General features: G+C 48.7%; 8 protein-coding genes. 5 read left to right on the top strand and 3 right to left on the bottom strand.

Annotated elements, in window-relative coordinates; genetic code table 11:
- Positions 1-12: 12 nt before the first annotated feature.
- Both Pan161_RS02410 and Pan161_RS02405 read right to left on the bottom strand, forming a co-directional pair.
- The gene (locus Pan161_RS02410) at positions 13-1647 is read right to left on the bottom strand and encodes a CREC-EF hand family protein (protein ID WP_232103595.1); all 1635 of its coding nucleotides are present in this window, start codon (positions 1645-1647) and stop codon (positions 13-15) included.
- Positions 1648-1697: 50 nt separating this feature from the next.
- The gene (locus tag Pan161_RS02405) at positions 1698-3284 is read right to left on the bottom strand and encodes a DUF1549 and DUF1553 domain-containing protein (RefSeq protein WP_145224005.1); all 1587 of its coding nucleotides are present in this window, start codon (positions 3282-3284) and stop codon (positions 1698-1700) included.
- A 382-nt stretch (positions 3285-3666) separates the two neighbouring features.
- On the opposite strand from Pan161_RS02405, the gene Pan161_RS02400 reads away from it, so the two are divergent.
- Both Pan161_RS02400 and Pan161_RS02395 read left to right on the top strand, forming a co-directional pair.
- On the top strand, positions 3667-3864 hold the full coding sequence (locus tag Pan161_RS02400) for a hypothetical protein (RefSeq protein WP_145224004.1): 198 nt from the start codon (positions 3667-3669) through the stop codon (positions 3862-3864).
- Between the two features lie 194 nt (positions 3865-4058).
- Entirely contained in the window at positions 4059-8312 is a 4254-nt protein-coding gene (locus Pan161_RS02395; protein ID WP_197995662.1) for an outer membrane protein assembly factor BamB family protein, read from the top strand.
- 1 nt (position 8313) lies between these two features.
- Here the strand turns inward: Pan161_RS02395 and recJ are convergent, their stop codons facing one another.
- Complete coding sequence (gene recJ / locus Pan161_RS02390; RefSeq protein WP_145224002.1) at positions 8314-10077, bottom strand: single-stranded-DNA-specific exonuclease RecJ; 1764 nt, start codon at positions 10075-10077, stop codon at positions 8314-8316.
- A gap of 344 nt (positions 10078-10421) precedes the next feature.
- On the opposite strand from recJ, the gene ilvN reads away from it, so the two are divergent.
- The 3 genes from ilvN to Pan161_RS02375 all read left to right on the top strand — a co-directional run bounded on the left by ilvN (position 10422) and on the right by Pan161_RS02375 (position 13156).
- A complete protein-coding gene (ilvN, locus tag Pan161_RS02385; RefSeq protein ID WP_145224001.1) occupies positions 10422-10937 on the top strand; it encodes an acetolactate synthase small subunit in 516 nt (171 codons plus the stop codon).
- A gap of 166 nt (positions 10938-11103) precedes the next feature.
- Entirely contained in the window at positions 11104-12108 is a 1005-nt protein-coding gene (gene ilvC / locus Pan161_RS02380; protein WP_145224000.1) for a ketol-acid reductoisomerase, read from the top strand.
- Between the two features lie 178 nt (positions 12109-12286).
- Positions 12287-13156, top strand: coding sequence for a radical SAM protein (locus Pan161_RS02375; RefSeq protein ID WP_145223999.1), 870 nt, complete (start codon positions 12287-12289; stop codon positions 13154-13156).
- Positions 13157-13196: the final 40 nt, after the last annotated feature.

Below are 13196 nucleotides of genomic sequence, written 5' to 3'. Positions count from 1 at the left end.
AGTACTATCGTATTATTCTGATGCCCCGATCGCTGCTGCTTCTGCAGGGCTGATCAGTTGATCCTGGTCAGTGTCGTATTCTTTAAACAAAGCCTGATCAAACAGGAATTCCCGTGGGGAGAGATCACCATCGCGGTTGCGATCCATTCGTTGAAACCAGCGTGGACCGTCAGCCGTTCTGGGGATCGACATATTCTGTTGCATCGACATGGCAGCCGTTCGCGGGGCAAAAACAAATAATTCCGGTTTTCCCAGTTCGAACGTGATTTTAAAATGCCCTTTCAACTCGCTGTGATCCAGTGCCTGATCACGATTGCCATCATATTCTTTAACACGTTGCATACTGTTCCGCAATTCACGCGGGCTTAACCGTCGATCCAGATCCGTATCCAGTATTTCAAATAGTGATTTTCCATCATTGGTGACGTTCATGACAACCTGATTCTGGACTTCGGCAGTATCTTTAATTAAAAAATCGGTTAATTCTTCCACAAACAGCATCTCGTCCTTATTTTTATCAACTTTCTGATATTCAATGCCAGGCAAATTCAGTTGCATAAATTCCGGCTCAGTCAAATACCCGTTTTTATCACCATCGACTACACGAAATCGCGTTTGATAAAATCTCACATTATCAGCCAACAGATGCCGGGTACTTTTGACTCTCAATTCCAGTAACAGACCATCAATATGAAATTCAATTTTCGAACTCGAAACGACTTGAACTTCATTGACCCGGTTTGTGGTTTTGTTGAGAAATTTTAACTGGGGCCGAAAAGTTTGCTTACGCGGTATTGCAATTTGCAGTTGAACATCCGCGCTGGGGTTTTGCAGATAATCAAACAGTTCTTCTCGGTTTAAGAAACCATCCGTGTTCCGATCTGCCTCTTGTAAATACTCTGTGTTCTGCCGATCCTGCTGAAAGCAGCCGACTGCGATCGCATCTTTTGCGGGATTGGTATGCTCAATATACTTCTTCAGAATCTCATCAATGGCTTTATTGACCGAGCGATCGTGATCCAACCGAAGAAAGGGGGTTTCCACTTTCGTCTGGCGAATTGGGCTCTGAGACGCTGTATTCGATTGACCTGAATCGAACGGACGTAATTCTGCCAGATTCAAAACTTCATCTTCATCCCGATCAAACAGAAACAGCGTCTGAGGACTGGCTTTCAGTTCCGCATCGCTGAGCGTGCCATTCTGATCCTGATCCAGTTTACGAAACAGTTCAATCACCTGAGAGCTTCGTGACGGTACCCCGGCAATCCGAAAAGCAGAACCCTGACCACTGTGCAGATAGGTGGAAAACTCCTTCAGGCTGAGACGCTGATCGACCGGGTCAGTATCAAGCCGTTTGAGACGTGCCTGCAGAGTCCCTTTATCGTAGCGTTGGATTCCGAATGCTGGTATAGATTGCAATTCTTTCAGATCAAGAACCCCATCTTCATCCCGATCGAGCGAGGCGAACATCCTGTCGATGTAATCGTTACTGATGGAACGGAAATCAGCCTGATCAACCAGCAGGTTGATTTCCAGAATGACGGGCGCAGAGGGCGCCAACAGAATGATTCGCTGGGCGGACTGTTGATTAGCAGCAACAGGCGGTACCTCTCCCGCCTGAATATGAGATGTTAAAAGCGTTCCCAATATCCCTGTCGCAAAAAACAAAATAAAAGTTTTCAATACAGGTGTCATCACTAATGATTCAATAAAAACTCGCTGCTGTTTAACAACGCCCAGAACAGATTAGAATAAGCATGTGTTATTTCATCTTCCGATTTGGCGGACGAAATATATTCTGTCAATCGTTTTGTTTCTGACTCAGTTGGGAAACGGGATAATGTGCACAGGTAAAATGCTTCAATTTTGGCTGAGACTGTCAGTTCGGGAAATTCAACGATAGCAGTAAAAACATCCGACTGTTCAAGGCTGGTGGCGTTGGTCATAAACGTGCCATTCATCAGAGCCAATGCCTGCAGGATTGTTGCCCGCGGGTCCAGCTGATTCTCAGCATCCGTCTGAAACAAGTCTCCAATTTCAGCCTCGGGACTGTTATTCCCCAGAGAAAACAGAAAAGAATCGACCTCGGTTGTTTGTCGGAAGAAACCGGTTGCCTGCACCAGATTGGCAAAGATCTGTTCCGCCGTCAGACCCCGTGTCGGCATTTTTCCATACCATTCAGACCGGGATTGACTGGGGTCGGTCTGATGGCTGGTGAGCTGATAAGTTTGGCTGTTCACAATCTCCCGGATCAGAAATTTCAGGTCGTGTTCATGCTCACGCAAGGAATTCGCGAGTAACTCCAGCAGTTGTGGATGTGAGGCACGATTGGTGGAAGAAAAATCATCAACCGGATCAATCATCCCTCGTCCGAAAAAGAGACTCCAGACACGATTTGCGGTCGCTTTGGCAAAATAGGGATTATCTTTGGCTGTGATCCATTCAGCCAGCAGCATCCGGGGGGTAGGATCTCCCGTTTCCCAGTCGGGTTGAATTCCATCCAGAAACGTGGCAGCCACCAGCCGATTCGTATCGGGAATTTTAATCTGAGGACGACCGCCTGATTCTCGGAGATTCAGAGCGGTCGCAATCTGATTTGGTTGAGGCTGATCAATGTTCGAAAAAAATGCCGCGTACTCCCAGAACTGCTGCTGTTTCCAACTGTCAAAGGGGTGATCATGACATTGAGCACATTCAATTCGCACACCCAGAAAGGCCCGCGACGTTCCCGCTGCCAGGTTCTCAGGTTTCAACTGTTTCACTATAAAATAAGCACGCGGCGTCAGTTCCTGCACAAATTCACCAGGCTGATTTTGTGGATTGGCGCCCAGAGGTGAATTGATGATTTGGCGGGCCAATTCATCGTAGGGGGTGTTCGTTTGAAATTGTGATCTAAGCCAGGCTTCAAATTCTGGAATCTGCCCTCTGGCTTGAAGATTCTTGGTCAATTCAGGCAGTAGGAGATCACGCCAGACATTGGTGAAGTGCACTACAAAACCAGGACTGGCAAGCAGACGATCTACCAGTTGTTCCCGTTTCAGCGGAGACGGATCTGCTAGAAAACGGCGCAGATCGGCGACCGCCGGTATTTTTCCCGTCAAATCCAGAGAAACGCGACGCATAAACTCTGCGTCGGTGGATCGTGGTGCAGCAATGACCCCTTCGCGTTGTTGTGCCTCTTGAATCAATCGATCGATTTGAGCTGACAATGGAACGGCAGTTGTCGGGACTTCTGAATCAGCAATTGCAGTAAGCAATTGGAAATTCATGAGAGCGAACAGCATCACAATCACTCCAGACAGTCTACCTGCCTTTTGAATGAGATCGAATTGCCGTTTGAGTTCACTCAACACTTCAGCACCATCCTCAATCGCGTTGAACTTACCCGGTTCAGGAGGCTGCCCATCCCTGCCCCGACTTTGAAAAGGATAACTTTTTATATATAGTCAATTGTACAACACCAGATAATGAATACAAGCTCGATCTGACCTATCTCTTTACTGGAACAGGTTGTTAGAATCACTATGGTTAACAGGAGCCATCTGTTGTTTATGTTTACAGACCTTCCCCCGGGCCCGACTAAGAGTTAGACAGTTTCAGGCCTGCATTTTGCGTATCCACTTCTAAAGATGTGCGTTATTTTTGAAAAGAAATCAGATTTAAAATATGCTGTCTCGCCTGAAAGTATTCATCAAGATGTATAAGGATGATTTGTTTGTCATCGCCGCTGGAGCGGGCATGCTTTATTTTGCCACTCTTGACAGAGAGCTTGCCTGGTTCTGGAATTCCGCTGGATTTGTTATCCTTTTCTGGGGAATCGCAACGCTATGTATGAATGTCCGGTCCGGAAATAATCAGCAATAAAATGATAGCATCGCGGACTCCCTATACACTAAAATCAGTGAGAACGCTTTAACGATCACTCTCCTGTCAGTCAGCCAGCCTGCCAACCCATAGAAACGCTTATGTCTTTTACTAAATTGTTTTTTCGAAATCTGTTGTGTCTACTTTGTTTTCTCTCGCTGCACCAGGGATCTCTTATTGCGGGGGACTGGCCGATGTGGCGATACGATGCAGGTCACACCGCAGCCTCTCCCGACGATCTGCCCGATCAACTGGTTCCTACCTGGTCTCGTACATTTGGTGCACGCGAACAGGTGTGGGATGATCCCCTTAATAATGACTTGATGACATATGATAAGGTTCTTGAACCGGTTGTGTTCGGCAAACGGATGTATGTCGGTTTTAATGAGGCGGACAAACTGCTTGCATTGGATACAGAGAACGGCAGGACACTCTGGACGTTCTACACAGAAGGTCCTATCCGGTTTTCTCCGGTCGCGACTGATACCCGCGTCTACCTGGTCAGTGATGATGGTTTTTTATATTGTCTTGATTCCGCAACGGGTAAACTAGTCTGGAAATTCAGTGGTGCTCCTGGAGCACAAAAAGCCCTGGGTAACAAACGGGGCATCTCAGCCTGGCCTGCGCGCGGCGGCCCTGTACTCTATGATGATACAGTCTATTTTGCTGCGAGTATCTGGCCTTTCATGGGCACGTTTATTTACGCGCTTGATGCAGAGACCGGAAATGTCGTCTGGGTCAATGATTCGACCAGCGCCAGTTATATCAAACAGCCCCACAGTGCGCCGTCTTTTGCCGGCGTTGCTCCCCAGGGGACCCTGGTCGCAACAGAGGACCTGCTATTGGTTCCCGGCGGTCGTTCCGTACCCGCTGCCTTGGACCGTAAAACCGGAGCACTCAAATATTTTCACCTGGGGGGGAAAGGCAATGGTGGTTCCTTTGTGATCGCCGGAACGAAAGAGTTCTTTGTGCATACTCGCTACCGCGGTGTTCGTGCTTATAATCTGGAGACAGGTCTGCCGAATCTGTTTGTTTATAACGAACCAGTACTCCATGAAGACCGAATCTACTCCACAATCGAAAAAGATAAGCGGCCCTTGATCCAGGCTAGTAAAATGAGTCATCAACCACTCTGGACCATCGCAGCTGATGGCCGGGGAGACCTGATCCGTGCCGGCAAACGACTCTATGCAGCTGGTGAAAATTCGTTAACAGCAATCCAGCTTCCTGCTTCTCCTGATGAAAAACCAAACGTTGCCTGGGAACAAAAGGTACCGCAGGGTATCATGCGTTTGCTGGCCGCAGATGATAAATTATTTGCCATTACATTGAGTGGAGATATTCTGGCATTTGGCTCTTCGGGTAAGTCCATCGAACAGGAAAAACCGGCACCGAGTGTTCTATCCGCTCCTGACTCCAAAACGGTACAACTGGCTCATACACTCATTGATGCTGCACAATCCAGTCAGGGGTATGTGATCTGCCATGGAACTGAGAATGCAGCCTTGTTTGATGCACTGTTATTGAATTCGAAATTACAACTGATTGTCGTTGAAGAAAACAGCGACAAAATTGCCCGCTTGAGAGCCCGCTACGACGCTCTGGGTTTGTATGGTTCCCGCATTTCAGTCCATCAAGGGACACCCGATTCCTACCAGGCCCCTCAGCATATAGCACGGCTGACTTTACTTAGCAACGCTTTTGCCCAATCCTTGAACGCGGAACAATTACAGCAGATTTATCGTTCTGTCCGCCCTTACGGAGGCGTGATCTGGATCCCCGATGCTGGTCAGAGCCTGACGAAAAAGATCAATCGCCTGTTGCAGGAATCCGATCTGGCTCAAGCACAACTGAAAACAACGGCAACCGGCCATATGCTATCTCGTGAAGGTGCTCTGCCTGATTCTGCAGACTGGACGCATCAGTATGGCGACATTGCGAATACCGTCAAATCAAATGACAAACGCGTGAAACTTCCTTTGGGTGTCCTCTGGTTCGGCGGAAATTCACACGAAGACATTCTCCCCCGACATGGACATGGCCCACCGGAACAGGTGATCGGCGGACGCACTTTTCTGGAAGGGATGAACAGCCTCAGCGCGCGTGATGTCTACACGGGACAGGTCCTCTGGCATAGGGAGTTTGAAGATCTGGGAACCTTCGGAATTTATTTCAACTCTACTTATGAAGATACCCCCCTCAGTACGAAATACAATCAACGCCACATACCGGGGGCGAATGCCCGCGGAACAAATTATATTGCGACTGCCGATGAAATTTATCTGGCCATGCAGCACGAATGCCATGTATTAGACGCTCGAGACGGAGCAACAAAACGCATCATTAAGCTGCCGGATCCACGAAAGGAATGGGCGTTCATCGCTGTCTATGATGATATTCTCCTGGCAGGAAACGGGTTTGGCCATTTTGGTAAACAGGTTGATGAAAAACCGGGTAAAGATGGACCGGCTGCGGCAGACCTTTCCGCCAGCCAGGGATTAATTGCCTTCGATCGCCATTCGGGAGAAGTCCTCTGGCAGGCAGATGCGATTCATTCATTTCTGCATAACGCCATCGTAGCAGGCAAAGACCGGATTTACTGTCTTGATAAACTACCCGCCAGTGCCGAGAAAAAACTTTCGCGGCGTGGACTTGTTGATCCCTCAAAATACCGCATCGTCTGCCTTGATATTCTGACCGGCAAAGAACTCTGGTCAACTCGTGACACCATTTTCGGATCCTGGCTGGGATATTCAGAACAACATGATCTGCTGCTGCAGGCCGGAGCAAGGGCGAAAGATCGGCTCAGCGATGAAATCGGACAGGGAATGATCGCCTATAATGCTAAGGATGGCTCCATTCGCTGGCAGAATCAGAAGCGAAAATATACCGGCCCTTGCGTGCTGCATAATGATCTCATCATCACCTCGGCGAATTCTTATGAAGTCTCAGGAGGCGCTTTCAATATCCTGGACGGCTCCCCCTACACCATTACCAATCCGATTACTCAACAGCAGGAAGCACTTAAGTTTACACGAAGTTATGGTTGCAATTATGTCATTGCCAGTGAGAACCTGCTGACATTTCGCTCCGGTGCTGCTGGTTTTTATGATCTGCAATCCCAGAGTGGAACCGGAAATTTTGGTGGTTTCAAATCGAGTTGCACATCTAATCTGGTAGTAGCAAACGGCGTTTTGAATGCTCCTGATTACACACGTACTTGCAGCTGTTCCTATCAAAATCAGACCTCGCTCGCATTGATTCATATGCCTGAAATAGAATTCTGGACGACCAGCCAGTTAGGCAGTGATGCAAAATCTGCGGGAATGGTGAAACAGGCAGGCATCAATTTTGGTGCACCAGGCGACCGAAGTTCAGAAAATGGGACCCTCTGGCTGGATTATCCCAGCGTAGGCGGGCGGTCACCGGACTTGAAAGTGACTATTTCAAATAAAAAGTATGAGGTATTTCGCCACCATGCCTTGAAGGTTCAGAATTCATCCGGAAAGGATGGCATGAACTGGGTCGCCGCGTCAGGCATGATCGATCCACAGAAAATCACGATCGCCATTCAGCAGGAGACCAACCCAGCGCCGCCACCTGGCATTCCGATTGGCGGCGTAGAGGATGATGCTGAAGAAGATTCCAAGGGAGAAGTCAAGCTTCACAGCAGCGATCTGGAACTGGGGTTAGACGCGGGAGATCCACAGGTGGTGGGACTTCGATTTTCGAATGTCCCACTCTCATCCAGTGATCAACTGGAGTCGGCGTGGATTCAGTTTACCGTGGATGAGACAGGGAAGTCTCCTGTCCAATTGAAAATCGAAGCAGAAGCTTCAGCGAACCCGAAACCATTTGTTGAATCGAAACGGAATCTCTCTGCCCGACAGAGAACGAAAGCATCTGTGGAATGGTCACCTCCTGCCTGGTCGAAAGTTGATGAACATGCTGCCGGGCAGGCAACCCCCGATTTGAAAACGCTGCTTCAGGAAGTGCAGTCTCAGCCGGGCTGGTCGAAAGGCAGTTCTGTCTGTTTTCTGATAACCGGTACAGGTACCCGCATCGCACGGTCCTATAAGGGGGCAACATCAGGTTCAGCACGCCTGGTTCTGAAAATGAAAAAAGATTCGTCTGCAAAACAGGATACAATATCAAAACCAGCCAACACTACCGTTTCAAATTATTTTACAGTGAAACTGACCTTCGCAGAGCCCGATGAAAAAGTAGCAGCAGGCCAAAGGTTGTTCCACATCTATCTACAGGGAAAGCAGGTCCAGGACTCATTGGATATCAGACGGCAAACAGGTCAGGCCATGCAGAGTCTTGCTTTACAGTTTAATAAGGTTCCGGTTGAGGATCGCATCGAAATTGAGCTGAAACCGGCTGAAAACTCAAAGTATTTACCGGTAATATCCGGTGTTGAGCTGATCAATGAAGCCGGACAATAGCTCAGGATGTGACAGGGGCTTCTGATTTTTCCGAAACCCAGTCTTTCAGATGCAGCTGCACACTCTCAAATCCGCGAAAACGATTGATACCGGGGGCGAAGCTGATGGAAAAAGGACCACCATCTTCATCCATCTGACTGGCCCACTCCCCTTTACCAAAGGCAATGGCACGAATTTTGGTATTATGTTGCTGAAAGACCAGTGAGAGGTGCCGTCCCCCCTCACCCATGGTGCGAGGCGGTTCAGCCAGTTGCACGCGTGTTGCCACAAATTGAGGTCGGGGGTTCTCCTGACCAAAGGGCCCCAGGCAGTCCAGTTCACGTACCGCATGTTTGGTGATTTCATTCAGGCAGACTTCGGCATCAATGCGTACGAGCAGTTCGTCGTCAGAAAGCTTAGGTGCATCAACAGCATATTCCGCAAACGCTTGCCGAAAATCTTCGATATTGCCTTCTTCGATTTTGAGCCCTGCCGCAGCCTGATGTCCTCCAAATCGCGTCAAATGAGTTGCACATGCAGAAAAGCCGGCATGGAGATCAAACCCGGCAAAGGACCGAGCGGAACCCTGCCCGGTTCGCGTGGTGGCATCCAAGGCAATCAGCACAGTTGGTTTTTCAAAATGTTCTGAAACACGATTTGCTACAATTCCAATCACTCCCGGATGCCAGTCTGCATGTGCCAGCACCAGGGTCTGATGATCTTCCCAGGCTGCGTTTTCTTCGACCATCTCCTTTGCCTGCTTGAAGATTCTCCGTTCAACGGTCCGGCGATTCTTATTGAGCTCATCCAGATAGGCTGCCAACTGAGCTGCACGATCCTGATTACTGGTGGTCAATAGTTCGACAGCCAGCCGGGCTTGTCCCAGGCGGCCTGCTGCATTCAGGCGGGGCGCAATTGCAAAGCCAATATCTTCTGTATCCAGCATTTGACCGGCTTTAATTTCTGCGACTTTCATCAGCTCCTGCAATCCCAGTGGCGCTCGTTCTGCCAGTGCACTCAGACCGTAGCGAACCAGAATCCGGTTCTCGCCCACCAAGGGGACGACATCGGCAATCGTACCAATGGCCGCCAGACCGACGGCACATTTGAGATACTCGCGCATCTGTGGTGATGCTTTCTGACCGTCTCCCAGTTTCTGACAGACCGCCCAGGCCAGCTTCAAAGCAACGCCAGCCCCGCAGAGATGGGGGAACTCATAATCACTATCAGGCAGACGTGGATGCACCAGGCAGTCGGCTGCCGGTAATTCCTCGGCCATCTGGTGATGGTCAGTAATAATCAATTCCAGGCCCAGTTCCCGGGCCAAAGCAGCTTCTTTCACACTGGTGATTCCACAGTCGACAGTAATCAGCAATCGCTGTGGGTCTTCCTCGTGCAACTGCCGAATCGCATCGCAGTTCAAGCCATACCCATCATCAAGTCGGTTGGGAATGAAGTAGTCACACTTTCCGTTTGCCAGTGTGATGCATTGCAACAGAATACTGGTAGCCGTCATCCCATCCACATCGTAGTCACCATAGATAGTGATACGACGTTTATCTTTCAGAGCGGCAACAATCCGATCCGAGGCTGATTCGACGCCAGGCATGGAACACGGTTCCAGCAACTCGGTCATCCGGGCATCGATAAAGCTTCGGGCGGTGGCGGCATCCTGTAGTCCTCGGGCAATCAAAACCTGAGCCAATAAAGGCGAAATTCGCATTTCGGAACTGAGACCGCGTACCTGTGATTCATCGTGGGGGGCAAAACGCCAGTTTTGAGTCATCCCTGCTCTCGATTCAAGGTTATAAAGTTTAAAATCAGAAGTACGGCGTTTCACAATTAAAACAGAGTCGTGTCCGGCTGTCAAAACTTCAGGATTCCCTAAATGAACAAAAAACAGGACTAACCGGTGATGTTTGTCAGGTGATGAACCCCTTCTGTCCGAGAATTGTCAGTCATCACAGTACGATAGCAGCATAATCGATCCAATCGAACTGATCATCAAGGCAGAAATCTGAGATAACTATGACGTGACTTGTCGAGACCCTGCTTCCTGACTAAACTGTGGTCTGCTATCGATTTCACGATACTTCTGTAACTGATTGAATTACGAATTAAGGTTTTGGGATGAAACACGTTCTTTCTGCTCTTGTGATGAACCAACCGGGTGTCCTGGCCCATATTTCGGGGATGCTCGCCTCGCGCGCCTTCAATATCGAGAGTCTGGCCGTCGGGGAGACCGAAGAACCTGAATTTTCCCGAATTACTTTCGTCGTAGGCGATTACAACAAACTCGATCAGGTCAGAAAACAACTGGAAAAGCTGGTCACCGTAGTTAAAGTGGTTGACTTTTCCGGTCAGGATTTTGTGGAACGCGACCTGATGCTGATGAAAGTCTCAGCGCCTGGCAAAACACGCTCAGAAATTCGTGAATTAGTCGACATTTTCCGTGCGAAAATCGTTGACGTGAGCACTGAAAACGTGATGATCGAAATCTCCGGTCAGGAATCAAAAATCAATGCATTCATTGATGTTATGCGACCGTTTGGAATACTGGAGATCGTACGTACAGGACGAATCGCCCTGTTACGCTCAGAGACAGTGAAAGCAGACGTGGATTCAGAGACTGTAGAAACAGTTTAAATATTCCACCAGAACAAACAACTCAAGCTGTGAACCCCGGTTGCTTTGTTCTCTCCGGGCAGGATGTTGTTTCTCATAAAGTGACGATTGACGGCCCAATTTCCATAGAAGTAGATCCGGTTCTGCTTCTCTCAGCCTTACATGAAAAATACAAGAGATCAGGATTATGGCAGTAACAATTTATTACGATGACGACGCAGATTTGTCTTTGTTGAAAGACAAGACAATTGCCATTCTTGGCTACGGAAGCCAGGGACATGCACAGGCCCAAAACCTTCGCGATAGTGGCTGCAATGTCATTATTGGACAGCGTAAAGGGAGCGAAAACTACGATCTGGCCGTCAGCCATGGTTTCGAACCCGTCTCCATCGCAGAAGCAACCAAACAGGGTGATCTGGTAAACATCCTGCTGCCAGATGAAGTTCAGGGTGACCTCTATAAATCGGAAATCCTGCCGAACCTGAGCAAAGGAAATCTGCTGCTCTGCTCACATGGTTTCAACATTCATTTTAATCAGGTTGTTCCACCCTCTGGTGTTGATGCAGCTCTGGTCGCTCCCAAAGGCCCTGGTCATCTCGTACGAAGTGAATACGTCAAAGGTGGCGGCGTTCCTTCTCTGATTGCTCTGGTCGATGGAGCCGCTGATAGTACCCGTCAGCTCGCTTTGGCTTATGCTAAGGGGATTGGTGGTACGCGTGGTGGTGTGATTGAAACTTCATTTGCTGAAGAAACAGAAACAGATCTGTTTGGTGAGCAGGTAGTACTCTGCGGCGGTGTCAGTGAGCTGGTGAAAGCCGGCTTTGACACGCTGGTTGAAGCAGGATACCAGCCTGAAATGGCTTATTTTGAATGTATGCATGAGCTGAAACTGATCGTAGACCTGTTCTACGAAGGTGGCTTGAACTACATGCGATACAGTGTATCTAACACAGCAGAGTACGGCGACTACTCCAGTGGTCCCCGGATCATCACCGACGAAACTCGCCAGGAAATGAAAAAAATCCTGACTGAGATCCAGACTGGTGAATTCGCGAAAAACTGGTTGCTGGAAAACAAAGCAAACCAGGCTTCATTCAAAGCCATCCGTCGCCTGAACCGAAAGCATCCCATTGAAACCGTTGGGAAAGAACTTCGCCGTATGATGAGCTGGATCGATTCCAAAGAAGTTTAATCGACTCAAATGATTAATCATAACCGGAAACGTGGTAGAAGCTTATGAAGTTTCTACCACGTTTTTTTATTGACTGATTCCCTCCGCCCCGTGATAACATTTTCAGCGCGCCTTGTCTTTATGACGGATCAGTCATATAAAAAAGAGAGCTACTTTTTCATTCAATGGGAACCAGGACATGTCTTCATCACTGCCTCTGCACTCACAGCATCAGCGAACTTATCATGATAATAAGTTCGTCTACCCGGTGCTTTCCCGCCGCAGTAAGGGGATATCGATCGGGATCAATCTGAATCCCGATAAAATCTGTAACTTTGACTGTATCTACTGTCAGGTTGATCGCCGTGAAGAATCAGAAACCCGATTTGTTGGCACAGAACAGTTGATGCAGGAACTGGATCACATGCTGAAGTTTGTACTCAGTGGTGAGATCTATCAGGACCCTAAATTTTCGGAAGTCCCCACGGAATTAAGACGTCTGAATGACTTCGCTTTTTCAGGAGATGGGGAACCCACGACTTATCGCAACTTTGATCAGATCGTGAAAGATGTTGCAGGGCTGAAGCGAAAGCATTCCGCGTCTGATGTGAAGATGGTGCTGATCAGCAATGCGAGTATGTTTCATCGAGCGAGTACTCAGGCAGCGCTTGCCGTTTTCGATGAAAACCAGGGGGAAATCTGGGCCAAACTGGATGCGGGGACGGAAGACTATTTCAAAATCATCGATCGAACCAAAATCCGCTTCTCCCAGGTTCTTGATAATCTGCTACTGGCAGCTAAACAACGCCCCATTGTTATCCAGAGTCTGTTTATGCTGGTGAATCAGCAGCCGCCGTCGAACGAAGAGATTGACGCCTATTGTTCACGGTTGAATGGGATTGTACAAGCTGGAGGGCAAATCAAACTGGTCCAGGTCTATACCATCGCGCGACGTACTGCTGAGGAGTATGTCACCTCGCTCAGTACTTCACAAGTGGATGATATCGCCCGCAAAGTCACCGAACAAACGAAGCTGCCGGTCGAAGTTTACTACGGAAACGCCGACTGACAGAGAAGCGCTCTCTGTCAGTCATTTGGCGATGCGAGCG

It is taken from the genome of Gimesia algae, from assembly GCF_007746795.1.
GTDB classification, from domain to species: Bacteria; Planctomycetota; Planctomycetia; order Planctomycetales; family Planctomycetaceae; genus Gimesia; species Gimesia algae.
This window is presented reverse-complemented; position numbering and strand designations above follow the sequence as displayed.

What these genes read in the sequence shown, in the direction of transcription:
- ilvN (WP_145224001.1), top strand. Translation starts at nt 10,422, where the DNA reads ATGAAACACGTTCTTTCTGCTCTTGTGATGAACCAACCGGGTGTCCTG.
- Pan161_RS02400 (WP_145224004.1), top strand. Translation starts at nt 3,667, where the DNA reads ATGCTGTCTCGCCTGAAAGTATTCATCAAGATGTATAAGGATGATTTG.
- recJ (WP_145224002.1), bottom strand. Translation starts at nt 10,077, where the DNA reads ATGACTCAAAACTGGCGTTTTGCCCCCCACGATGAATCACAGGTACGC.
- Pan161_RS02395 (WP_197995662.1), top strand. Translation starts at nt 4,059, where the DNA reads ATGTGGCGATACGATGCAGGTCACACCGCAGCCTCTCCCGACGATCTG.
- Pan161_RS02375 (WP_145223999.1), top strand. Translation starts at nt 12,287, where the DNA reads ATGTCTTCATCACTGCCTCTGCACTCACAGCATCAGCGAACTTATCAT.
- ilvC (WP_145224000.1), top strand. Translation starts at nt 11,104, where the DNA reads ATGGCAGTAACAATTTATTACGATGACGACGCAGATTTGTCTTTGTTG.
- Pan161_RS02405 (WP_145224005.1), bottom strand. Translation starts at nt 3,284, where the DNA reads ATGCTGTTCGCTCTCATGAATTTCCAATTGCTTACTGCAATTGCTGAT.